The sequence below is a fragment of the Mesorhizobium sp. M3A.F.Ca.ET.175.01.1.1 genome (genome assembly GCF_004791945.1).
In the GTDB taxonomy this organism is placed as follows: Bacteria; Pseudomonadota; Alphaproteobacteria; order Rhizobiales; family Rhizobiaceae; genus Mesorhizobium.
In genome coordinates this window covers 365,329-389,093 of record NZ_SRTP01000001.1, presented here as the reverse complement: position 1 = coordinate 389,093, position 23,765 = coordinate 365,329, and the positions used below count along the sequence as shown (strand labels likewise).

The 23,765-nt window shown below is 63.0% G+C and carries 22 protein-coding genes; 12 read left to right on the top strand and 10 right to left on the bottom strand.

Features of this window, described 5'->3' with window-relative positions:
• The first annotated feature begins 65 nt into the window (after positions 1-65).
• The 4 genes from EN818_RS01925 (at position 66) to EN818_RS01910 (ending at position 2,493) form a co-directional block, all read left to right on the top strand.
• Positions 66-935: an NAD(P)-dependent oxidoreductase gene (locus tag EN818_RS01925; RefSeq protein ID WP_095805864.1), complete on the top strand. Its 870-nt coding sequence runs from the start codon at positions 66-68 to the stop codon at positions 933-935.
• 6 nt (positions 936-941) lie between these two features.
• On the top strand, positions 942-1,646 hold the full coding sequence (locus tag EN818_RS01920; protein WP_095805865.1) for a DNA alkylation repair protein: 705 nt from the start codon (positions 942-944) through the stop codon (positions 1,644-1,646).
• Positions 1,647-1,688: 42 nt separating this feature from the next.
• Positions 1,689-1,856, top strand: coding sequence for a hypothetical protein (locus tag EN818_RS01915; RefSeq protein WP_245420336.1), 168 nt, complete (start codon positions 1,689-1,691; stop codon positions 1,854-1,856).
• A 64-nt stretch (positions 1,857-1,920) separates the two neighbouring features.
• The gene (locus EN818_RS01910; RefSeq protein WP_095805866.1) at positions 1,921-2,493 is read left to right on the top strand and encodes a DUF3299 domain-containing protein; all 573 of its coding nucleotides are present in this window, start codon (positions 1,921-1,923) and stop codon (positions 2,491-2,493) included.
• 22 nt (positions 2,494-2,515) lie between these two features.
• Here EN818_RS01910 and EN818_RS01905 read toward each other — a convergent pair whose 3' ends face one another.
• The 4 genes from EN818_RS01905 to EN818_RS01890 form a co-directional block, all read right to left on the bottom strand.
• On the bottom strand, positions 2,516-3,007 hold the full coding sequence (locus EN818_RS01905; protein WP_095805867.1) for an Lrp/AsnC family transcriptional regulator: 492 nt from the start codon (positions 3,005-3,007) through the stop codon (positions 2,516-2,518).
• A gap of 108 nt (positions 3,008-3,115) precedes the next feature.
• Positions 3,116-3,820, bottom strand: coding sequence for a uracil-DNA glycosylase family protein (locus tag EN818_RS01900; RefSeq protein WP_095805868.1), 705 nt, complete (start codon positions 3,818-3,820; stop codon positions 3,116-3,118).
• Positions 3,760-4,371: a glutathione S-transferase gene (locus EN818_RS01895; RefSeq protein ID WP_095806139.1), complete on the bottom strand. Its 612-nt coding sequence runs from the start codon at positions 4,369-4,371 to the stop codon at positions 3,760-3,762. The genes EN818_RS01900 and EN818_RS01895 overlap by 61 nt, the downstream gene beginning before the upstream one ends.
• Positions 4,372-4,418: 47 nt before the next feature.
• Positions 4,419-5,039, bottom strand: a complete 621-nt coding sequence (locus tag EN818_RS01890; RefSeq protein WP_095805869.1) for a thermonuclease family protein — start codon at positions 5,037-5,039, stop codon at positions 4,419-4,421.
• A gap of 74 nt (positions 5,040-5,113) precedes the next feature.
• Between EN818_RS01890 and EN818_RS01885 the strand changes: the two genes are divergently transcribed.
• A complete protein-coding gene (locus EN818_RS01885; protein ID WP_095805870.1) occupies positions 5,114-6,634 on the top strand; it encodes a HAMP domain-containing sensor histidine kinase in 1,521 nt (506 codons plus the stop codon).
• 15 nt (positions 6,635-6,649) lie between these two features.
• Here EN818_RS01885 and EN818_RS01880 read toward each other — a convergent pair whose 3' ends face one another.
• Positions 6,650-7,645 (bottom strand): nicotinate-nucleotide--dimethylbenzimidazole phosphoribosyltransferase, encoded by a 996-nt coding sequence (locus EN818_RS01880; protein WP_135903932.1) that lies wholly within the window; start codon positions 7,643-7,645, stop codon positions 6,650-6,652.
• A 159-nt stretch (positions 7,646-7,804) separates the two neighbouring features.
• Here EN818_RS01880 and EN818_RS01875 point away from each other — a divergent pair, with 159 nt between their 5' ends.
• Both EN818_RS01875 and EN818_RS01870 read left to right on the top strand, forming a co-directional pair.
• The gene (locus tag EN818_RS01875) at positions 7,805-8,038 is read left to right on the top strand and encodes a DUF1289 domain-containing protein (protein ID WP_095805871.1); all 234 of its coding nucleotides are present in this window, start codon (positions 7,805-7,807) and stop codon (positions 8,036-8,038) included.
• A 13-nt stretch (positions 8,039-8,051) separates the two neighbouring features.
• Positions 8,052-8,756 (top strand): TIGR02281 family clan AA aspartic protease, encoded by a 705-nt coding sequence (locus EN818_RS01870; protein WP_095805872.1) that lies wholly within the window; start codon positions 8,052-8,054, stop codon positions 8,754-8,756.
• A gap of 13 nt (positions 8,757-8,769) precedes the next feature.
• Here EN818_RS01870 and dusA read toward each other — a convergent pair whose 3' ends face one another.
• Entirely contained in the window at positions 8,770-9,756 is a 987-nt protein-coding gene (gene dusA, locus EN818_RS01865) for a tRNA dihydrouridine(20/20a) synthase DusA (protein WP_095805873.1), read from the bottom strand.
• Positions 9,757-9,919: 163 nt separating this feature from the next.
• Here dusA and EN818_RS01860 point away from each other — a divergent pair, with 163 nt between their 5' ends.
• From EN818_RS01860 to EN818_RS01845, 4 genes are all read left to right on the top strand, one after another.
• The gene (locus EN818_RS01860) at positions 9,920-10,660 is read left to right on the top strand and encodes a response regulator transcription factor (RefSeq protein WP_245420337.1); all 741 of its coding nucleotides are present in this window, start codon (positions 9,920-9,922) and stop codon (positions 10,658-10,660) included.
• Positions 10,661-10,977: 317 nt separating this feature from the next.
• Positions 10,978-14,517, top strand: coding sequence for a DUF5801 repeats-in-toxin domain-containing protein (locus EN818_RS01855; protein ID WP_095805875.1), 3,540 nt, complete (start codon positions 10,978-10,980; stop codon positions 14,515-14,517).
• 74 nt (positions 14,518-14,591) lie between these two features.
• Positions 14,592-16,337 carry a type I secretion system permease/ATPase gene (locus tag EN818_RS01850; protein WP_245420338.1) on the top strand — a complete coding sequence of 582 codons (1,746 nt, stop codon included), beginning with the start codon at positions 14,592-14,594 and terminating at the stop codon, positions 16,335-16,337.
• 3 nt (positions 16,338-16,340) lie between these two features.
• A complete protein-coding gene (locus EN818_RS01845; protein WP_095805876.1) occupies positions 16,341-17,867 on the top strand; it encodes an HlyD family type I secretion periplasmic adaptor subunit in 1,527 nt (508 codons plus the stop codon).
• A gap of 102 nt (positions 17,868-17,969) precedes the next feature.
• Here the strand turns inward: EN818_RS01845 and EN818_RS01840 are convergent, their stop codons facing one another.
• Positions 17,970-18,272: a DUF982 domain-containing protein gene (locus EN818_RS01840; RefSeq protein WP_095805877.1), complete on the bottom strand. Its 303-nt coding sequence runs from the start codon at positions 18,270-18,272 to the stop codon at positions 17,970-17,972.
• Positions 18,273-18,587: 315 nt separating this feature from the next.
• Here EN818_RS01840 and EN818_RS01835 point away from each other — a divergent pair, with 315 nt between their 5' ends.
• Complete coding sequence (locus EN818_RS01835) at positions 18,588-20,045, top strand: NCS1 family nucleobase:cation symporter-1 (protein ID WP_095805878.1); 1,458 nt, start codon at positions 18,588-18,590, stop codon at positions 20,043-20,045.
• Positions 20,046-20,103: 58 nt separating this feature from the next.
• Here EN818_RS01835 and EN818_RS01830 read toward each other — a convergent pair whose 3' ends face one another.
• The 3 genes from EN818_RS01830 to EN818_RS01820 form a co-directional block, all read right to left on the bottom strand.
• Complete coding sequence (locus tag EN818_RS01830) at positions 20,104-20,649, bottom strand: DUF1697 domain-containing protein (protein WP_095805879.1); 546 nt, start codon at positions 20,647-20,649, stop codon at positions 20,104-20,106.
• A 22-nt stretch (positions 20,650-20,671) separates the two neighbouring features.
• Positions 20,672-22,309 (bottom strand): CTP synthase, encoded by a 1,638-nt coding sequence (locus EN818_RS01825; protein ID WP_095805880.1) that lies wholly within the window; start codon positions 22,307-22,309, stop codon positions 20,672-20,674.
• Positions 22,310-22,556: 247 nt separating this feature from the next.
• Complete coding sequence (locus tag EN818_RS01820; RefSeq protein WP_095806142.1) at positions 22,557-23,666, bottom strand: L,D-transpeptidase; 1,110 nt, start codon at positions 23,664-23,666, stop codon at positions 22,557-22,559.
• Between the last annotated feature and the right edge of the window lie 99 nt (positions 23,667-23,765).

The window sequence follows — 23,765 nt, the reverse complement described above, 5'->3', positions numbered from 1 at the left end:
CTTGACGAATCCGCTGCAGGGCATAGAGCTTCCGCAACTGAAAATTCGTTCTCGGAAGGTGGCCTATGGCATCGGTTGCATTTCTCGGTCTCGGCGTCATGGGCTACCCGATGGCCGGGCACCTGAAGAACAAGGGCGGCCACCTCGTCACCGTCTACAACCGCACCGCCGCAAAAGCCGAGCAGTGGGTCGCACAGCATGGCGGCAAACTGGCGCTGACGCCGGCCGAAGCGGCCGAGGGCATGGACTTCGTCTTCTCCTGCGTCGGCAATGACGACGATCTGCGCTCGGTGACGACCGGCGCAAACGGCGCCTTCGCCGCGATGAAGAAGGGCTCCGTGTTCGTCGACAACACCACGGCCTCTGCAGAGGTCGCGCGGGAATTGGCCGAAGCCGCTGAAAAGGCCGGCTTTTCCTTCCTCGACGCGCCGGTGTCGGGCGGCCAGGCCGGCGCCGAGAACGGCGTCCTGACGGTGATGGTTGGCGGCGAGCAGGCTGCCTTCGACAAGGCCAAGCCCATCATCGACGCCTATGCCCGAATGGTCGGGCTGATGGGGTCGGCGGGCGCTGGCCAGCTCACCAAGATGATCAACCAGATCACCATTGCGGGGCTGGTCCAGGGACTGGCCGAAGGCATCCATTTCGGCAAGAAGGCAGGCCTCGACATCGAGAAAGTCATCGAGGTGATCTCCAAGGGCGCCGCCGGCTCCTGGCAGATGGACAACCGCCACAAGACGATGAATGCGGGAAAATACGATTTCGGCTTTGCCGTCGATTGGATGCGCAAGGATCTCGGCATCTGCCTGGCCGAAGCCAATCGCAACGGCGCCAAGCTGCCGGTGACGGCGCTCGTCGATCAGTTCTACAAGGATGTGCAGGAAATGGGCGGCAGGCGCTGGGACACGTCCTCGCTGCTGGCTCGTCTCGAAAGATAAAGGGCGATGTCCCTGCCCGATCCGAACTGGAGCGCCGACGATATCGTCGCCCACCTGCGCGCGATCGGCAAAGCGGAAAACCGCGCCGGAATGGCGCGGTTCGGCATCACGACCACGACCGCGTTAGGCGTCGGCAATTCTGATCTGCGGCCGCTGGCGCGCAAGCTGAAGAAGAACCACGACCGGGCGCTGCTGCTTTGGGCCAGCGGCATCCGCGAGGCCCGGCTGATGGGTGCCTTCACCGGCGACCCGAAAAAGCTCACCGTCGAGCAATGCCGGCGCTGGGCCGCCGATTTCGACAGCTGGGAGGTCGTCGACAGCGTTGCTGACCTGTTTGCGGAAACGCCCTTCTGGCGCGAATTGATCGACGAGTTCGCCGAGGACGAGCGCGAATTCGTCCGCCGCACCGCCTTTGCCATGCTGGCTTGGGCCGCGGTGCATCTGAAGAAGGAGCCGGACGCGACCTTTCTTTCCTGTCTGCCGCTGATCGAAAAGCATTCTCGCGATCCGCGCAATTTCGTCCGCAAAGCGGTCAACTGGGCGCTGCGGCAGATCGGCAAGCGCTCGCTGGCGTTGCACGCCCCTGCCCTTGCGCTCGCCGAAGAACTGGCGGCATCGTCCGACAAGACGGCGCGCTGGATCGGCAAGGATGCGGTCAAGGAAATGACAGATCCCAAACAGCTCGAGCGGCTCGCTGCCAGAAAAACTTGATCTCGACCGCATCCGCTTCATCGAAGCGACGCCGACGATGCCGTGGACCATGCCTTCGCCGCAGGCGCGACTGCCATTGAGGCCTATCCGGTCGACGAGGCCTCGCCCAGCTACAGGTTCATGGGCTTTCGCGAGATGTTTTCGGCGCGTGGCTTCCAGGAAACTGGCATGGCGGGATCGCGCCGGCACGTGATGCGGCTGGAGCATTGAGCCTGGAACGGTAACGCCGCTTTTACTCGATTCCGGAAATCGAGTGGCGGAGGATGGAGCGACCATGACAAACCATTTCAAACCACGGGCGATGCTGGCGGCCGTGCTGGTCCTCGCGTCCACCGGAGCCGATGCCGCGGCCGACGTCGCACATATCTTCTGGAAGGATCTGCGCCCGAAGACACAGGCTATCGCGGAAGACTCCAATCTGCCGATGATCGCGGCAAAACTGCCGGACCACGGCGAGACGCTGTCGCTCAACCTCCAAGACAAGACCATTCAATTGGCCGGCTATGCTTTGCCGGTCGATCGCGACGGCGACCTCGTCTACCAGTTCCTGCTGGTGCCTTGGACCGGCGCCTGCAGCCATATGCCGACGCCGCCGCCGAACCAGATCGTGCTGGTCACGCCGGCGCAACCTTACAGAGTATCGGAGGCCTACCAGCCGGTCTCGGTTACCGGCGTGCTGAAGCCCGGCATGGAGAAGAGCCAGCTCTTCATCCTCGACGGCGTGCTGATCGTCCAGTCAGGCTACACGGTGCGCAAGGCCGAGGTGGCGAGCGTCGAGACCGTGCCTGATGCCGTCGCGCCACCCATCAATTCTCCTTGGAATTTCCTGAATAAAAGCAAGAAGTAAGACTTATCACCTCGTGCAGCCCTTACGCCGCATTTGCGCCCGACTCCTTGTCCAGGATCATGTAGTCGAGCGGCATCTCGGTCGTGTACTTGATCTGCTCCATTGCGAAAGACGACGACACATCGCGGATCTCGATCTTGGCGATCAGCCGCTTGTAGAAAGCGTCATACGCGGCGATGTCGGGCACCACCACGCGCAAGAGATAATCGACGTCGCCGCTCATCCGGTAAAATTCGACCACCTCGGGAAATTCCTGGATGACTTCGGAGAAGCGCCGTAGCCATTCGTGGCTGTGCGAATTGGTGCGGATCGACACGAAGACGGTGACGCGGACATTGACCTTCTCATGGTCGAGGATGGCCACGCGCCGCTTGATGACGCCCTCTTCCTCGAGCTTCTGGATGCGCCGCCAGCACGGCGTGGTCGACAGGCCGACTTTCTTCGCGACGTCGGCGACCGCGAGTGTCGCGTCCTCCTGAAGAAGGCGCAGAATTTTTCGGTCAAGGCGATCCATTTCGGGGCTCCAGAGGAATGGTTTGGCTATATTCCCTTTTATTGGGGCTGTTCACAAGAAAGAAATTCTGCTCAACGCGGTAAAAGCGAGTGATTTCTTGCAGAGCCACTAATCAAGGCGATAGCGGATTTCCGACCTCAGGAACGGCAGCAAATCCATTTCAAACCATGGATTCTTCTTCAGCCAGCCGGTGTTCCGCCATGATGGATGCGGCAGCGGCAGGACCTTCGGCGCGGCTGCGGCGTGCCATAGGGCGCGCCAGTCCTTCACCGTGTCGGTTAGCGAGGTCCGGCGTGCAGGGCCCATGTGCCAGGCTTGGGCGTAGCCGCCGATCGTCAGCACCAGATCGATCTGCGGCATCAGTGCCATGAGCTCGGCCCGCCAGGCCGGCGCACACTCGCGGCGCGGCGGCAGGTCGGCGCCCTTGGCGTCCTGCCCTGGAAAACAGAAACCCATCGGCACGATGGCGAATTTGTCGATGTCGTAGAACTCCTCGCTGCTGACGCCGAGCCAGCTTCGCAGCCGGTCGCCCGAAGCGTCGGTGAACGGCATCCCCGAAACGTGCACCTTGGTGCCCGGCGCCTGGCCGGCGAGCAGGATGCGGGCCCGCGATGACGGCCTGAGCACGGGGCGCGGTTCATGCGGCAGGGGCCGGCCGCGCGGATGCTCGGCGCAGATGCGGCAGCTCTGTACCCTTGCGGCCAGGCGCGCCAGTTCTTCCTTCATTCCAGGCGGCCGGTCCACGCTTTCACTCAGGCAGCGGCGCTCGGCCGGCTGGAGATCGCGGCGTGCCAGCGCTGCACATTGGTGCATTCCTCCGGCAGCTTGATACGCGCCGGTTTCATGAAATCGATGGCGATCAGCCCGGTGATGTCGGCGACCGAATAATGATCGCCAGCGGCGAATTCCCTGTCCGCCAGTTCGCGGTCGAGTTGATGCAGGAACTCGATTGCCTTGGGCTTGTTGGCTTCGCCCCATTCGGGGATCTGCGGCACCTCCCAATCCTTCATCGCCGGATGGATGTGCCGGAAGGCGGCGGCCACACAACTCAGCAGGTTGAACTCCATGCGCCTTTGCCACATCTCGACCTTCGCCTTGCCGAGCGCGCCCTGCCCGAACAAGGCAGGATCCGGATGCAGTTCCTCGAAGTAGCGGCAGATGGCGATGGATTCGGTGATGATCGTGCCGTCGTCGAGTTCCAGGACCGGCAGACGCCGCAGCGGATTGCGCGAAGCCACGGCTTCTGCGCGATGCTCCAGTGCGCGCATGTCGATGGGCACCAGCGGCACCGTCAATCCTTTTTCCGCTAGGAAGACCCGAACGCGCCTCGGATTGGGCGCGCGACCGCCATCGAACAGCTTCATTCCATTCTCCCGATTTTCCAACCGATCATAGGGCGTGCCACGAAGCATCACCACAGCCGGAAGAGTTCACGCAGCGAATCGCCGAGCGAAGCCAGCAGGCCGTGCTTCCTTTCGATCCGGTGGTGATGACTGTCGCGCCAGTCCTGCGGCGCCTCGAACGTGCCGGCCCAGATACCGACCTTGGCCGCCCTCGCGACAGCCTGCTCGGCCTCGAAGTCGCCATAGGCGACGGCCCATCCAGCCTGCACCTGAGCCCGGTTCAAATCGGTCTCTCCCGCCTTGCAATCGCCGAGCAGCCGGCCGTAGCGATCGCGCTGCCAGCCGCTGCAGGATACCGGCCTATCAGCGATAAGACGCACGAGAGCCTGCCTCGCCAGCATGCCGCAGAGATAGTCGGCGCCGTCCTTGCGGCAGACCTGCGTATACTCCGGCGCATCGATGCCCCGCATACGGATGCGCACCGCCCCCAGCGTGATCGAATCGCCATCATTGACGATCGCCGCGCCCTCCTCCCTGCGCAACTCGAAACGATCGATCCGAGCCGCCACCAGGATGAGCAGGCCAAGCACAAGTACGGTCAACCCGTAGTCCAGCAGCCTTTGCCGAAGGCTCCGCGGCTGGCTAGGCGCGTAGCGCCGGCGCGGCCCTCGCGACCAGGAACGGCTCATATGGCAAACAGTCTCTTAATCATTCGAACGTAGCTTAACGAATTGAAATCGCTGCGCGCAGAATTGAACTTTTGATGCCTTTGCTACGCTCGGACACAGCGGACAAATTCATTGTGGATCGCAGGAGACCGCACCGCAACAGCGACGTTGCGCGCGCGGTGCGTAGGACGCGTGACCGTCTCTCGCAGCAGGCGGGCAGCCCCGACTTCGACCGGGAACTGCTGAAGCTCCACGCTCGCGCCATGGTGGTGAGCGCTGCAGCCATCCCGCTTCTGGTGCTTGCGATCGCGACGGTCGGCCTGTTCGCCGGCCTGGGCAGGCAGATCCCCGTCTGGGCCTTGCTCACGCTGGTCTGCTACACGGCCGTCGCCTTCCTGGCGCGCCGTGTGGAACGGACGGAAGCATCGGCAATCGCCCCCTCCCGGACGCGCCGGGAATTCCTGATCGGTCATTTCCTCTGTGGACTGTGCTGGGCCTGGTTCGCATGGCTGGGTTGCGGCGCATGCCAGGTCGACCAGTTCCAGGTGATCAAGGCCATGCTGCTGTTGGTCGCCATGGCCATCACGGCGGTGATGGCGTCCTCCCTGGGCGGCGTCATGGTGGCGACCTTTGCCATACCGGTAGGCGTCTATGCCTATGCCGTGGCAGGGCTGTGGTTGCCGATCGGATCGGTGATGGCAGCGCTGCTGATCGTCGCCCTGCCCTTCTTCGCCTATGTCGCGCGCCAGCTGAACCAGTCGTCATGGATGCTGCTTTCCTTCCGCTCGGAGAAGGATGCGCTTGTCGCCGAGGTGGAGACGGCGAAGTCGATGTCTGACGAGGCGCGCCGGCGCGCGGAGGATGCCAATCTGGCCAAGTCGCGCTTTCTTGCCTCGATGAGCCATGAACTGAGGACCCCGCTGAACGCCATACTCGGCTTCTCGGAAGTGATGGCCAATGAGGTGCTGGGCCCCATGAACAATCCGACCTATCGCGAATACGCACGCGACGTCCACGAATCGGGCCAGCACCTGCTCGACCTGATCAACGAGATCCTCGACCTGTCGCGCATCGAGGCCGGCCGCTATCAGCTGAACGAGGAACCGGTGATGCTGGTGACGGTGGTCGAGGATTGCTGCCACATGATGGAACTCAGGGCCCGCAACAAGGATATCCGCGTCGTCCAGGAATTCGAGACGACCCTGCCGCGCCTGCTCGCCGACGAGCGGGCCGTGCGGCAGATCACGCTCAACCTGTTGTCCAACGCGATCAAGTTCACCCCGTCGGGAGGCGAAGTGCGGGTGCGTGTCGGCTGGACAGCGGGCGGCGGCCAGTATGTCTCGGTCAAGGACAATGGTCCCGGCATACCGCAGGAGGAAATCCCGGTGGTGCTTTCCGCCTTCGGGCAGGGCTCGATCGCCATCAAGAGCGCGGAGCAAGGTACCGGCCTTGGCCTGCCGATCGTCCAGGGTCTGCTCGCCATGCATGGCGGCGAATTCGAGCTGAACTCCAAGTTGCGCGAAGGTACCGAGGCCATCGCCACCTTCCCGTTGAGCCGGGTGATGGAGGAATTGCCGGCACTGCCGACCAAAGCGGTGGCAGCGCGCCGGCGCTAGCGTTGGAAACTTCCCCTACCGCACAGCAGCCGCCATGCCGGAACTGGTGAGCGCGGCGGCCTTCACCAGGCCCGCGGCAAGCGCGGCCCCCACCCCTTCGCCGTGGCTGACCCCGAGATCGAGCAGAGGTCGCAGCCCGAGCCGGTCAGCAGCTTTCGCATGGCCGGGTTCGGGCGACAGGCTGGCGAGCAGGCAATGGTCGAGCGCGGCCGGATTGCCGGCATGCAGGACCGCCGCCGCAGCGGTCGCGGCAAATCCGTCGAGCAGCACCGGAATCTTCTCCATGCGGGCTGCCAGGATGGCGCCGCAGATCGCCGCGAACTCGCGCCCCCCGACCCGGCGCAGCGCCTCGAAGGGATCGGCGATACCGGCACGATGGAGAGCCAGCCCACGGTCGACCACGTTAGTCTTGTGCGCCATCATCGCCGCGTCGGCCCCGGATCCCGGCCCGACCCAGTCGACGCCCTTGCCGCCGAACAGAGCCGCGCAAAGCGCCGCGGCGATCGTCGAATTGCCGACGCCGAGATCGCCCAGACAAAGCAGATCGGAACCGCCGGCAACGGCCTCCATGCCGAAGGCCATGGTTGCGGCACAGCCGCGCTCGGCGAGCGCCGCCTCTTCCGTGATGTCCCCGGTCGGAACGTCCAAGGCTAGATCGAACACCTTCAGCCCTAGGTCGTTGGCGATACAGATCTGATTGATGGCAGCGCCACCGGCGGCGCAGAGTTCGACGGCATTGGCGGTCGCCGCCACCGGCCGCGGCGAGATGGCGTGACGGACGGCGCCATGATTGCCGGCAAAGATCGCGACCAGCGGGCGGTTGACCGCCGGCGGCGCCCGCCCGCTCCAGGTGGCGAGCCAGGCGGCGATATCCTCGACGCGGCCGAGCGAAGCTTTCGGTTTGTCGGCCTTGCCGAACAGCACGTGCACGCGCCGCTCGGCCGCGCCGTCGGCCGGCGGCAGTTTCGAAAGCAGGCTGCGGAAATCATCGAAGGGCGTCGGGCTGGTCATGTTCATCGCGGCTGTTTGAGAAGGTCGCGACGGGATAGCCGCCTTCTCCAATCGACACAACCGTTCGGAATGCCGCGAAATCGCCGCTTGGCGACGCTTCGCGGAGGGCTTGCATTGGCTGCGCCGTTGCACCATGTGGAGTGAAGCCGCGAGCAAAGCATGAGCGCCATCGAGTCTCCCTGCATCCTGGTCTGTTCGATCGACATGAAAACTGGCTTCTGCTTCGGTTGCGGCCGCACGCGCGATGAAATCGCCGGCTGGATCGCGATGACCCCGGAAAGCCGGCGAGCGGTCCTGGCCGATCTGCCGGCCAGGCTCGAAACCGTCGAGCGGAGGCCGCGCCGGGAAACGCGGCGCGCCCGCATGGCGCGTGAGCGCGACGCTCTGTCATGACACGGGACGCATCATGAACCGGCTGTTCTGGATCGTGATGGCAGTGATCGGCATCGCGGTGGTGCTGCTGATGCTCAATGATTCGTCCGGCCGTACCCTGGGGTTCGCCAACGACGATTTCGGCCGGCTGATCTGGCTTGGTGCGCTCGGCACGCTGATCGGCGCCAGCTTTCTGCGTTCGGGCAGGCCGCTGGGCGACATGGCGCGCAGTCTCGGCGTCTGGGCGGCTATCGTGCTGGCCCTGATCGCCGGCTATCAATACCGCTATGAGTTGCAGGATGTGGCCAGCCGCGTCACCGCTGGTTTGGTTCCCGGCAGTCCTCTGGCGCTCGGGGTGGACAATGGCCGCGCCACGGTCGCCCTCGAGAAGGCCGACAACGGCCATTTCGAAGCCCGCGTCCTGATCAATGGCACCCCTGTGCGGGCAGTGGTCGACACCGGCGCGACCACCACGGTGCTGACGGCCGAGGACGCCCAGGCGGTCGGGTTCAACCCGGCGGCGCTTGATTTCACCACGCTGGTATCCACCGCCAATGGCATGGCGCGCGCCGCCACCGTCAAGACCGACGAACTGGCGATCGGTGGCATCGTGCGCAAAGGCATGCCGGTCATGATTGCCGCACCCGGCATGCTGGAGCGAAGCCTGCTCGGCATGAATTTCATCGGCTCGCTGTCGGGTTTCGACGTGCGCGGCGACCGAATGATCCTGCGGGACTGACTCCCGATTTGCCTCAGGCGGCCTCGGCTTCCGCCGCCGCAGAATCGATCGCCGCGAAGGCTTTCTTGAGCACCTGCGGCCCGGCACCCGGCCTGGTCGCATCGGTGGACAGGATCTGCCGATAGCGGCGCGCGCCCGGCAGGCCATGGAATAGCCCGACCATATGGCGCGTGACATGGCCGAGCCTGCCGCCTGCCTCGATATGCCGTGCCGCGTAACCGGCCATGGCCTCGATCAGCGCTGCATAATCGAACGCGACGGACGCCTCGCCGTAGAACGCGGCATCGATACCGGCAAGCACGCCCGGCGTATGGTAGGCGGCGCGGCCGAGCATGGCACCATCGACATGGCCGAGATGCATCGAAACTTCTTCCAGCGTTTGAATACCGCCATTGATGCCGATGAATTCGTTAGGCTTTCTGTCCTTCAGACGATAGACGCGCGGATAATCGAGCGGTGGGATCTCGCGGTTTTCCTTCGGGCTCAGCCCCTCCAGCCACGCCTTGCGGGCGTGGACCCAAAGCGCATCGGCACCCGCCGCGAAAACGCCGTCGGCGAGCATATCGAGCGCAGGTTCGGGATCCTGGTCGTCGACGCCGATGCGGCATTTCACCGTGACGGGGATTTTCACCGCCGCCTTCATCGCCGCGACGCATTCGGCAACCAGCGCCGGCGTCTTCATCAGGCAGGCGCCGAACGTGCCCGACTGGACGCGATCCGACGGACAGCCGACATTGAGATTGATCTCGTCATAGCCAAAGCCCTCGCCGATCGCCGCCGCCTCGGCCAGTTTTCCCGCGTCGGAGCCGCCGAGTTGCAGCGCCACCGGATGCTCCGCATCGTCGAATCCAAGCAGCCGCTGGCGCGCACCATGAATGACCGCGTCCGCCACCACCATCTCGGTGTAGAGCAGCGCGCGGCGCGTCAACTGACGGTGGAAGAACCGGCAATGCCGGTCTGTCCAGTCCATCATGGGTGCTATGGCAAGCGTAGTCTGCATCGGCTTCAAAGTTCTTTCCCAGCGCCTCCCGGTCAACGACCAGGCGCCTGACCTATCATATTCTCGTTTGTTTTCAGACAGTTTCCCTTGAGCTGGGACAAAGGTCTCACACCCAAGGGACCATTTCTGCCTCACGCATTTTTCAGGAAATCAATAGTTCGCGTTGAATTTTCCACAAGTTGGAGTAAACTTTTTGTGCTCATATCGTGAGCTGTGTGGGGCGGTTTACCCAAAGTTCGTTGCGTTTTCTACGGACGGTGTTCGCATGTCGACGGTGGTTGTCGCGGACCCGCGCGGCGTGTATCTCGCCGGTCTGGGCTGGGTGTTGCGTAAGGCCGGACACGACGTTGTCGCCGAGTGTCATCGCGTTGTTGACGTGCTTCCCCCTGTGGCACGCCACCGGCCCGATATTGCTATCCTCGGCCTGGACATTGCGGACCCGCAAACGACGAGTCTCTCCGCCACGTTGAGGGCCAGCCATAGCGGTATCGGCATAATCTTCATCCTGCAGCCCAGCAGCGGCCTCAACGTTGAGGAAATACGGGCGCTCGACGTCGACGGGCTGCTGTTCGACGGCATAAGCAATCGCTTTCTTCTCGATTGCGTCAACGCGGTGGCCAGCGGCAAGAGGTGGATCGACAACAAGATCGTCCAGCATCTGCTCATGCCGCGGGCGCAACCTCAGACGACATCGAGGCTTACGGGGCGCGAGACCGAAATCGCCGACCTCGTCTCGCGCGGCTTGCGCAACAAGACCATTGCCAAGCAACTGCATGTGTCCGAAGGCACGGTGAAGATGCATCTGCATCATGTCTACACCAAGCTCAACCTCGGCAGCCGTGCGGAACTGGCCTGGGCGGCGCACCGCAAGAGCGCCGGCCACACGGCAACAGATCTGATCTGATCGATCGCCCCTTCCCTGGGTCGCCAAGCTCAATCAAGCCATTACTGGAGTCTTGCCTGGCGATCCACCCGGATCACCGACCTGCGCAAGCCGACAATATCGAAGGATATATACCGTTCGATCAGGCACGGCATTGATCGAAATACTATCCAACCGTGAATGGACGCGCCCGCTTCCCCGACAGAACAATAGAGGATCAAGGCCGCATTCAGTGCGCGACGCTCCGTGCATGGACCACTCAGGACCGATCTTGAGCGCGGGCGCACCTCAAGGGGGAATTTGAGCGACCGGCCAGTCATTCGATGGGGAGCACAACAATGGCTATCACCTTCATTCTCAACGACGAAGCCGTCAACGATCAGACTGCTGGTTTGCAAACCGCGGACGGCGCCGACGGCTTTACCGACACCGACGTGGCGTACACTTCTCTCTCAGCAGCGTTCCGGACTTATCTGGAGACCACCCTGGGGTTAAACCCCGCGTTCCCGACCAATGTCGGCGTCGCGACCAAGACGAACTCGGTCACCGTCAACGCTACCTCTGGTTCACAGCTCGCCGGCACCACGTTCACCGACAGCAACGGTGGCGCCCTCAACGGCGACGACAGCCTGCTCAACACAGCCGACGGCAAGGATATCCTGCTCTTCGCTGATGGGAACGACACCGTGATCGGCAGATACGACAGCGATGGCAACGGCAGCGCCGACGCGATCGCCTTCGTCATCTTCAAGCAGGACGTGGTGAACGCCGGCGCGACCAGCGACCAGGTTACCTTCCATATCGTCACCTACGTTCCGATCTTCCATAACAACAGCACCGACCCGGATGACGCGGTCGATCTCGGCAACACCCTCAAGCTCGCGGCGAGCGAGACGCTGAACTTCGGCTTTGCCGGGGCACCGTCGGGCAGCAACTTGTTCATGACCTTCGGCGATCCAAACTCCACCCAGATCGTGGTGATTGGGAAAAACCCGCTCAATCAATCCCAGGGCGGGAACATCACGACCAAGGATGTGCTCAACATCAGCCAGGCCGGAAGCACCACCTCGTTCGGCGTCAACGGCAACCAGATCAACCCCAACGAAGGCGCGTTCATCACCTACGTCACGGGCGCGGACACGAACTTCCTCGTGCCCAATCTGGACCAGAACGAGGCCGACGTCGAAGCCAACATCGCCTTCACGAACGTCGTCAATGCAACCGGGGCGTCGTTCACCGTCAACCAAACCAATCCGGGCGTCGGACCCGTCACCGTCAAGATCACGGCCTTCACCACCGCCGCGGAGCCGGGGGTGAATTTTGTCGACGGGCTCACCAACGACACCCAAGTCAACATCACATCGGCCTCGGTCACCGACTTCGTCGTCAAGACAGGCAATACGCAATTTACTCCGGTTGCCACGGTCAACGCCGACGGTACGTTGACGATCACCGGCCTGAGCACCGGCGATAAGGTGACGTGGACGACGACCTCTACCCACGACCGCGTGCTGATCGAAAACATCAGCAACGCGGATACCGATGCCACCAATGACAACAATACTTTCGACATTGGCGGTTTCGGTATCGTGACATCCAGCGGCTCCTCGACCTTCGTCGGCCAACAGATCGTCATCGAGGACGATGGGCCGACGGCAGGCATCGTGCAAGGCGCCCCCACAGTGGCCCATGACGAGACCGCCGGCAATCAGGGCGATGCCGACGACACCACCGCCGCGGGCGTTATCAGTCTGTTCGCCGGTGTCAGCAATGTCAGCACCGATCTGAGCCCAACCGGGTACGCACAGGACGCAAGCGCGGTCGTGAGTTCAACCGGGAGTTCCACGGGCACAGATGGCGGAACGATAGCATTCTCGCTGGATGTGTCCGCCTCAGGAGTTGATTCAGGCCTCGATACGACCGCGGGCGTAAGCATCTTCCTGTTCAAGGAAGGTAACCTGGTGGTCGGCCGCATCGGCGGAGCCGGAGGGCAGGCAGCCTTCGCGGTGGCCATCAACAGCACCACCGGGGTCGTCAGCGTGGCGCAATACGCTTCGATCCATCATCCGACTCCGGGCGGCAGTTACGACGAGTCAGTGAGCATCACCGACAGCGCGCTGCGGGCGGTGGTCACGGTCACTGACCGCGACAACGATACCGCGACCAGTTCGACCGGCATCGGCGATGCCGTGCAGTTCCAGGACGATGGGCCGACGGCAGCGATCGTCCAGCTTGCCGCGACGGTGACGCATGACGAGACGGCGGGCAATGACGCAGATGCCGATGACACCACTGCCGCAGGAGTGGTCAGCCTGTTCGCGGGTGTCGCCAATGTCAGCACCGATTTGAGCCCAGCCGGTTATGCGCAGGATCCGAACGCGGTCGTGAGCTCCACCGGAAGCTCGCTCGGCGCCGACCAGGAGGGCGGGACGACGGCATTCTCGCTGGCGGTGTCCGCCGCAGGCGTCGATTCCGGCCTCGACACCACCGCTGGCGTAAGCATCTTCCTGTTCAAGGAAGGCAACCTTGTGGTCGGCCGCATTGGCGGGGCCGCGGGGGCGGCGGCGTTCGCCGTCGCGATCAACAGCACCACCGGGGTCGTCAGCGTGGCGCAATATGCTTCGATCCTTCATCCGACCCCGGGCGGCAGCTACGACGAATCGGTGAACATTACCGACGGCGCGTTGCTGGCGGTGGTCACGGTCACCGACGGTGACGGCGATACCGCGACCAGTTCGACCGGCATCGGCGATGCAGTGGTGTTCCAGGACGACGGACCCACAATTGCAGTAGCGGACGCCGCCGCAGGCGGTGACTATGACAGCGGTGCCCACGGCACCTGGACTCACGACCCCGGCGCCGATGGATTCAACCTGCTCAGCGTGACGCTGGACAGTTATGAGATCGACGCCAATGGCACAGTACCGTCAGGCGCCTCTCTGACGCAGACAGGGGCCTACAGCTTCACAGGGTCGATCACGGACGACTTCAACGGCGATAACGTTGACGATACTGTCAACTTCACGCTGACCTTCGATCCAGTCGCGAACACCTATGCCCTGGCGGTGACGCAGCTACCCCCAACCATCGAAAATTTCGATACCTCAGAGGGATCGCTGAAGGCCGGCGGGCCGGACGCTGTGCAGACGCTGCAATTCCCGCCGGATGGGCCCTCGCACGACGTCATCTTCTTCGGCGCCGTTCCGACCGCTCCCCTGGAGAACGGAAGCGTTGGCAGCGACCCGAATGACATCGAGGATCTTGTCCAGCCAGATCCGGATCTGACCGAAGCGCAGCTTGAAGCACTCAGCGCCACGAGCCTGATCAACAGTTCATTCAAGATGAACGTGTCTACCTCAGGCATTGGCATCAACAACAACAACCTCGATGGCGTGAGCGGAGGGACTCCAGCGTTCCCCAACACCACCATCACCTCGGGCGACGAGAGCTTCGTGGTCAATCCTGAGCAGGACGTCGACAAGGTCACGGTCTATATCGACAATTCCGTGGGTGGCTACACCCCGGCCACAGAGGATCTTTACTACATCGCCTACTACACTGATGGGACTGTCAGCGGTCCGATCGAAGTGACGCTACCCATGCTGAACGACGCTCCGCGTCACGACCCACTCATCCCGGATGTTGCGGAGGGCGGCAAGTATTTCGTGATCGACGGCGGCTCCAAGCAGATCGAGGCGATCCAACTCACCATGGGTGTAGGCACCGTCAAGATCCCGGTCATCCAGTTCAGCATCGAGCAGCCGATTAATCCCGATCCCCTCGACCTGGACTTCACGGCCCATCTGTCTGACGGCGATAACGACAGCGCTTCGGATACGTTTACGATCCACCTGGATGTCGCGGACGGCATTGTCTGACGTGACAGCGGCCGGGCGCCCTTGTTGTGGGCGCCCGTCCGGGTACACCAAAATCGCAATCGGGGGGATCCGTGATGCAGGCAAGACCGACCTTCCAGGAGGTAATGCATCTGGCGCGCCATCAGGCGCCAGCCCTACTCCTCTTCAGCCTGCTCGCCAATGTCCTCCTGCTCGCCAGCACCGTCTACATGCTGCAGATCTACGACAGGGTGCTGTCGAGCGGCTCGATCGATACGCTGCTGTGGCTCACCCTTGCCGTTATCGGCGCCATTGTCGTCTATGGCCTTCTGGAACACGCCCGCCGAATGATGCTGGCATATATAAGCCAGTGGCTGGACGACCAGCTCAGCGTTCCCGTGATCGAGCGCGGCATGGAAGCGCGCCTCGCCGGCAACGGCATAGAGGGCGGCCTCAAGGATCTCGGGGATCTCCGCGGTTTCGTCGCCGGCGACGGCATTCTGACCTTTCTCGACGCGCCATGGACGCCGGTATTCCTGGCCTTCATGTGGCTGCTGCATCCGGTATTGGGCGCGGTCGGCATTGCCGGCGCGATATTCTTGTTCGGCGCTGCGCTCGCCAATGACTTCTTCACCCGCCGCAAAGGCCAGGAAGCGGCCGCGGGGTTGCGCCGCAGCCAGGCCGCCGTAGGCCAATATATCGAGGCGTCCGAGACATTGCGCTCGCTCGGCATGTCCGAGCCGGCACTGCGGCGCTGGGAGGAAAACCAGCAGTCGCTGATGGAGCTCCAGGGTCGGCTTTTCCGGCGCACCACCATCATAAGCAGCCTGTCGCGCTCACTGCGCCTTGCGCTTCAGGTGGCCGTGCTGGGGCTCGGCGCCTATCTCGTCCTGCGCCGCGAACTCACGGCGGGCTCGATGATCGCCGCCTCCATACTGCTCAGCCGCGCCCTGGCGCCGATCGAGCGCTCGATCGGCGCATGGCGCAGCCTAGTCAGCGCGCGGGCCGCCCGCCGCAACCTGATGAGACTCTTCGCCGAGACCGTTTCCGTGCAAAACGCTGGCGTGACCCTACCGCGCCCGCAGGGCGGGCTGAAGCTCGAGGATTTGCACTACCGCGCGCCGGGCACGTCGCAGCCGCTTATAAGCCGGATAGACTTCGGCGTGGAGCCCGGGCAGACCTGCGGCGTGATTGGACCGTCCGGTTCCGGCAAGACCACGCTCTGCCGTCTCATTGTCGGCGCGCTGCGGCCGTCGTTCGGCCATGTCAGGCTTGACGGTGCCGAGGTCTGGACTTGGGCTTCGGACCAGTTGGGCCAGTATGTCGGCTATCTGCCGCAACAGGTCGAACTGTTTCCCGGAACGATTGCCGAGAACATTGCGCGTTTGCGCGACGTCGATAGCGAAGCGGTGATCGCCGCGGCGCAGCTTGCCGGCATCCACGAGATGATTCTGCGGCTGCCGAGCGGCTACCGCACCGAAGTCGGGCCGCACGCGACACGGATTTCCCGTGGCCAGTGCCAGCGCATCGCATTGGCCCGGGCTCTGTTCGGCGATCCGCCGCTGATCGTTCTCGACGAACCGAACACCGGGCTTGACGGCGAAGGAGAGGTGGCGCTCTTCAACGTGCTCCAGCAGCTGAAGCGGCGAGGCCGTACAGTCGTTATCGTCAGCCATCGGACCAATCTTCTGCACACGGCCGACCATATCGTTCTGCTCCGCGACGGATCCGTCTCGATGTTCGGCACGCGCGAGGAGGTGCTGAGCGCGCTCAACGGACAGGCCAGACGTATCCCGGGGCCGGCCGTCATACGGGAAAAGGTTGCCGCCAACGAGCCAAGAGACCTGAAGGCAGCGGAGTGAGCCATGGGCGTTCGATCTGGTGACTTCTCGACGATGCTCGACGGGCTGGCGGACAGCGTGCGAGGACTGGGGGAAACGCTCACTACCGGCGCCAGGGATCTAATCGCGGAGGTATCGATCTGGTTTGACGGGCAGGTTCAACCAGCACAAATCGCCATGACGGCAGCTGCCGGGGCGATGCTCCTGCTCCTGGTGGCAGGGCTGGTCCGGCGACGGACACCTGCCCTCCAAGTCAGCAGGCGCGACCTGAACCGGCGGACGCGACCCGCGCGCATGCTGGGCTACGTCTCGTCCATCGTTTTCGTCGGCGGCGTCGCGGTGTGGTCCAGCGTTGCCCTCTTGGCGAGCGCAGTTGTGGCTAATGGCATCGTCAGCCCGGAAGGCTACCGTAAGACCGTTCAGCATCTGGAGGGCGGCATCATCGGCAAGATCTATGTCAAGGAAGGCGACAGGGTCGGCGCTGGCCAAGTCCTGATTAGTTTGAAGACCACCCAGGCTCGAGGCCGCTACGACGAATTGCAGACACATTACGTCCGTCTTCTGGCGACCGAGGCCCGCCTTGTCGCCGAGCTTTCCGGCCAGACCCAGATCGCTTTCCCTAAGGAACTAACGTCAATTGACAGCGATTTGGCGCGAAAGGTTGTCGTTGAGGAGCAGGCGCTGCTCGCCAGCCGGCTCGCTACCCGTGCAGGGCGCACGCGAATCCTTGAAAAGCGCATTGCGCAGATCCAGGAGCAAAGCACGGGATCGCGGGAAGTGCTCGCCGCTCAGGCCGAGCAGCTCGGCCTGATCGAGCAGGAGATTGCCTCTGCCAAGGTGATGTACAAGAAGGGTCTCGAACGCCTGCCCCGGATACTGGCGCTGCAACGCGCCCAGGCCGATATCCGCGCCAATCAGGCAGAGAACCGCGCACAAGTGGCGCGCAACGACCAGCAGATCGGCGAGACCGAGTTCCAGCTCCTCAACCTGCGCCAGCAGGACAGCGAGAGAGCCAATGAGGATCTTGCCAAGGCGCGCGGCGATCTCGCCGAACTGCGCAGCCAGTTGCCCTCGCGCGAGGACGTGCTGGTCAGGACGGACATCGTCGCGCCGATCGCCGGAACGGTGATGAACCTGCGCGTGACGACCGAATCGGGCGTGATCGCCAGCGGCCAGCCGCTCCTCGATATCGTGCCCAACCAGCCCAATTTGGTCATCGATTCACGCATCAGGCCGGCCGATATCGACGTGGTGCATCCGAACATGCCGGCCCGCGTGGTTCTGACAGCCTATCCGACCAGGCATCTGCCGCAGATCCATGGCCTGCTCACTTCAGTGTCGGCCGACCGGCTGACCGACGAGAAAACCGGCGAGCCCTATTTCCTCGCCAAGGTCAAGGTCTACCCGGCCGATCTCGCACAGCTGCATGATATCCGCTTGTCCCCCGGCATGCCGGCCGAGGTCATGATCCTGACGGGCGAGCACACATTGCTCGACTATATGCTGGCACCAGTGGAGGCCTCCCTCACGCGTACGTTCCGGGAAAATTAGGGCGGCGCGGAGGCGCAGACTACCTGCCGCCGACCCTAGAGCCGGCGCTCTATCGATGCGGTGTCCGACCTCGTCAGGAGCCGGAGCGCCTTTGGAGCGATGTCAGCGTCTCAGCGCGTAGACATTGTCCATCGAAGCGCCACCAAGCGGCATTGCCATCTCGTCGTCGAGCAGCCGGGTGATGCGGGCAAAGCCGACGAAGGCCTTTCTGGCCTCCTCCGCCGACATGTTGCCGGACATTGCCGCCGAGCAGCAATTCAGGGCGCATTGATAAACCGGTCCGCGCCTGCCTGCCGGCCACTTCCGCAGGAACACCATGGCTTCGGAGACACTGTCGACTTCCTCCACGGGGTATCCCTGCCCACGCGCGATCCGCACTGGGGTAAAGAAATGCAAGCGATCCATACTATCCTCCCGGTCGACCGCAACGCAGTCGAACCACTTCAAACGCGCACCGAACGCTTTGGTTCCCAAAAAAATTCGCCCTGCTGCAAAAATTCGACGATCCGTGAAGATCGCCGACCGGCAGATCAGTTTGCCTCAAACCGTCAGGGTGAGTCGTCAAGGCGATCCCTGTTTGAGGCCGACGAGAAGCGCGATTCTCGTTGAATGTCTTTAAGGTCAAAGCCGGCAAATGGATTGCTTGCCGGTTCCCCAGCGTCAGGCTTACCCTCCTCAGTTAACGCGTGACGGCGCGTTTTGCAAAAGGGGACACTTGCAATGACCATACAAGGCGCTTCGCCCGACCTCTACAACGAGGATCTGGCTCCTGCAACGGTCAGGAACTGGGGACCGTTCTCCATCTTCAACGTCTGGACCTCCGACGTGCACAGCCTCTGGGGCTATTACCTGGCGGCGAGTCTGTTTCTGTTCTGCGGCGGCTTCGTCAACTTCATCATCGCCATCGGCATCGGCTCGCTCATCATCTATTTCCTGATGAACCTCGTCGGCTATGCCGGCGTGAAGACCGGCGTGCCCTACCCCGTGCTTGCCCGCGCCTCCTTCGGCATCTGGGGCGCGAACATCCCGGCGCTGGTGCGCGCCGTCGTCGCCTGCTTCTGGTACGGGGCGCAAACGGCCGCGGCCTCCGGCGCGATCGTGGCTCTGCTGACCCGCCTGCAATGGTTCAACGAGTTCAACCAAAGCTCCCATCTTCTTGGCCATTCCACCCTGGAAGTGATCTGCTTCGTCGTCATCTGGGCGCTGCAACTGCTGATCATCCAGAAAGGCATGGAAACGGTGCGCCGCTTCCAGGACTGGGCGGGTCCGGCCGTCTGGGTGATGATGCTGATTCTGGCGATCTATCTCTGCCTCAAGGCGGGCACCTTCGCCTTCACCAGTGACATTCCGATGGATGTGCTGCTCGAAAAGACCAAGGATGCCGGCGTGCCGGGCGAACCGGGTTCATGGACGGCGCTGTTCGCCGTGGCGGCGATCTGGGTGACCTACTTCTCGGCGCTCTACCTGAACTTCTGCGACTTTGCCCGCTACGCGCCCGACAATGCGGCGCTGCGCAAGGGCAACATCTGGGGCCTGCCGGTCAACCTCATCCTGTTCTCGCTGGTCGCCGGCGTCACCACCATTGCCGCCTACGACGTCTACCACGAGGTGCTGCTCCATCCCGACCAGATCTCGGCCAAGTTCGACAGCTGGTTCCTGGCGGCTCTTGCGGCGCTGACCTTTGCGGTGGCCACGCTCGGCATCAACGTGGTGGCGAACTTCGTCTCGCCGGCCTTCGACTTCTCCAACGTCTTCCCGCGCCAGATCGACTTCAAGAAGGGCGGCTACATCGCGGCACTTATTGCGCTTGTGCTCTACCCCTTCGCGCCGTGGGAAGGCAGTGCGGCTTCCTTCGTCAACATCATCGGCGCGACAATGGGGCCGATCTTCGGGGTGATGATGGTCGACTACTATCTGATCCGCAAAAGCGAGGTCGACGTCGCGGCGCTCTACCGGGAAGACGGCGAGTTCCGCTTCCAGGGCGGCTGGCACGTCAATGCTTTCATCGCGGCTGGCGTTGGCGCGATCTTCTCCTCGATCCTTCCCAACTTCACCAACTGGCTGCCGTCTTGGTGGGGCGTCTATGGCTGGTTCTTCGGCGTGGCGATCGCGGGCGCCGTCTACTACGTGCTGCGCACCATGGCGCTCGGTGCCGGGGCGCGGATGGCGAAGGCCTGAAATAAGGCGGCGGGCAGTAGGACCTAGGCAAAAGAGAATACTCCCTACTGCCTACTGCCTACTGCCTACTGCCTACCATCTCGGCCAGCTTTCGCACGGTGTTCCAGTTGCGCGAGGTGCCGATCCCAAGACGCTTGTGATTGGTTGCCGCAAGAAGCCTTGAGCTCGGCCTCTCGCGCGAAAACACCACCCAGACGTCGCCGCCGACCAAACGCACTTTCTCGTCATCGGCGGCACGGGGCTGCAGCATTGCGATACTCGCTTCAGTAACCGGCTCGCGCATCACCCGCACCGCGACTTGGTCAGCGGCTTCCGCCGATTCGGCCGGGAACGGATTGCCGGCCGCGAGCTTCAGCCAGTCCTCGGCGCCGCGTACGATGATGTCGACATGGCGGCCGAAACTCTTTTCGAAGGCCTTTTCCAGCCGCTGCTCGAGGTTGGAAATCCTGCTCGCCCGCGTCTCGAAGACCAGATTGCCCGTCGCCACAAGGGTGCGGACATTCTTCAGCCCGAGCTCCTCAGCCATCGTCTTGAGGTCGGTCATGACGACGCGCCGTCCCTCGCCGAGGACAATGCTGTAAAGCAGCGCGACATAGGTCTGCATCGCCGGTCCACCAGCCGGTCGGTCAAACCAGCCGCGACTGTTCCACCGCCGCCGAAATGAAGCTCGCGAACAGCGGGTGCGGTTCGAGCGGCCGGCTCTTCAACTCAGGGTGATATTGCACGCCGATGAACCAGGGATGGTCCGGGTATTCGATCGTTTCCGGCAGCACGCCGTCGGGCGACATGCCGGCGAACACCAGGCCGCAGTCTTCCAGCCGCTGCTTGTAGTCGATATTGACCTCGTACCGGTGCCGGTGACGCTCCGAAATCTGGGTGTCGCCGTAGATCTCGGCAATCTTCGAGCCCTTGGCTAGCTCGGCCTGATAGGCGCCCAGCCGCATCGTGCCGCCGAGGTCGCCGCTCGCCTTGCGCTTTTCCAGCATGTTGCCCTTCAGCCATTCGGTCATCAGGCCCACGACCGGCTCCTCGCTCGGACCGAACTCCGTAGACGACGCGTGGTCGACGCCGGCCAGCGACCGCGCCGCCTCGATGCAGGCCATCTGCATGCCGAAGCAGATGCCGAAGTAGGGCACCCTGCGCTCGCGCGCGAATTTCGCGGCCAGGATCTTGCCCTCCGAGCCACGCTCGCCGAAGCCGCCGGGAACGAGAATGCCGTGCACCTTCTCCAGCCACGGTGTGGGATCTTCCTTTTCGAAGATCTCGCTCTCGATCCAGTCGAGCTTGACCTTGACGCGATTGGCCAGGCCGCCATGCGAAAGTGCCTCGATCAGCGATTTATAGGCATCCTTGAGGCCGGTATACTTGCCGACGATGGCGATGGTCACCTCGCCTTCCGGATTGTGGATGCGGTTGGAAAGCGCCTGCCAGGGCTCCATGCGCGGCTTCGGCGCCGGGTCGATGCCGAAGGCGGCCAGCACTTCCGAATCGAGCCCTTCCTTATGGTAGGCCATCGGCACGTCATAGATATGCGGCACGTCCAGCGCCTGGATGACGGCGCTTTCGCGCACGTTGCAGAACAGCGAAAGCTTTCTGCGCTCTTCCTTGGGAATCGGCCGGTCGGCGCGCACCAGCAAAATGTCGGGCGCAATGCCGATGCCGCGCAGTTCCTTCACCGAATGCTGCGTCGGCTTGGTCTTCAATTCACCCGCGGTCGGGATGTAGGGCATCAGCGTCAGGTGCACATAGACGGCGTTGTTGCGCGGCAGATCGTTGCCGAGCTGGCGAATCGCCTCCAGGAACGGCATCGCCTCGATGTCGCCGACCGTACCGCCGATCTCGCAAAGCACGAAGTCGTAGTCGTCATTACCGTCGAGGACGAAATGCTTGATCTCGTCGGTGACGTGCGGGATCACCTGTACGGTGGCGCCGAGATAGTCGCCGCGGCGCTCGCGCTCGATGATGTTCTTGTAGATGCGGCCGGTGGTGATGTTGTCCTGCTGGTTGGCCGAGCGGCCGGTGAAGCGCTCGTAATGGCCGAGATCGAGATCGGTTTCGGCGCCATCGTCGGTGACGAACACTTCGCCATGCTGATACGGCGACATCGTTCCGGGATCGACATTGAGATAGGGATCGAGCTTCTTGATCCGTGCGCGATAGCCTCGCGCCTGCAGAAGAGCCCCAAGAGCTGCTGCGGCGATGCCTTTTCCGAGGGAGGAAACCACGCCGCCTGTGATGAATACATATCGCGCCATGGGAGTCATCGCTTAACGCGGCCTGATTGATTCCGCCAGAGAAAAAACCGCCGCGAAGGCTTTTTCCCAAATGGCACCGATGCCCGTGATGGGCTTTTCCCAGAAGCGCGTCGCCCAAATCGCACAGCGGTTTTGGGCGAACGACATGCATGCGAACAAAGGTTCGAAAGCGCGTCGCTGGATCCGTCAGCGCCGCGCCGGGATCAAAACAAAAGGGCCGGCGATGCCGGCCCTTTCGGCATTCTGCCCGAACGCGTCAGATGATGACGACCTTGGTGCCGACCTTGACCCGGCTGTACAGATCCATGACGTGCTCGTTGATCATGCGGAAGCAGCCATTGGAGGCGCTGGTTCCGATCGACTGCGGCGCAATGGTGCCGTGGATGCGCAGATGCGTGTCCTTCTTGCCGTCATAGAGGTAGATGGCGCGCGCGCCGAGCGGGTTCTCGCCGCCGCCGGGCATGCCGTCCTTGTACTGGCCATAGTGCTTCGGCTCGCGCTTCTGCATGTCGAGCGTCGGGATCCAGCGCGGCCATTCCTGCTTGTCGCCGACGGCCACCGTGCCCTTGAACTGCAATCCCTCGCGGCCCACTGCGATGGCGTAGCGGCGCGCAGTCGAATAGCTCTCGACGAGATAGAGACGACGGGCATTGGTGTCGATGACGATCGTGCCCGGATCATAGCCTGAGAAGGTGACCTCCTGCGGCACATATTCCGGCTTCACCTTGAAAGGTCTCTTGGCGTCCTTTTTGGCGAGCGCGGAATCCAGCGCACGGGTCTCGGGCAGATAGTTGATCGAAGACACCGACGAGCCACCGAACAGGCCGGCAAACAGTCCGCGACCGCTCGACTGCTTCTGCCCGGGCTGTTCGCTGCGCAGCTCGCCATTGTTGCCCGTGGCTGCGATGTTCATCGCCTCCGCCGAGAGCGGCTCGTCCGTCTGGATCGGCGCTGCGGGCTCGAGCGACTCGATGATCTTGGTGGTCTTCTTGACCGGCTTGGCGTCGGCGACCTGCGCTGCCGAGCCCTTCTTGGCAAGCCATTCCTGACGAGCCGCGTCCGCCTTGGCCTTCGCCGCCTCGCGCATCGCCAGCTTGCGGGCTTCCAGCGCCTTGACCTTGGCGGCTTCCTTGTCGGCCGCGATCTTGGCCTCGAGCTTGCTGATCTGGGCGAGGTCGTCCGCGGTTGGGTTTTTCTTCTTCTTGAGGAGCTTCAGCTGCGATGCATCGCTCTTGACGGCGACTTTGATGGCATCAGTCGTTTCGAATGATGGCGAGGTGGCCAGGTTTGCCGGCGAGGCAAAGGCCGCGGACCCCATGCCGAACACGGCACAGAATCCCAAAAGAATGAAGCTGCGAAGCTGCATGGCGAAGATCCGATCGTTCAATGCTTGTTGCCCACGGCGGCGCCCGGCGCCCCCCAAGGACGCCGAATGTGCCGCGCGCAATCTATAGTCGATTAGCCG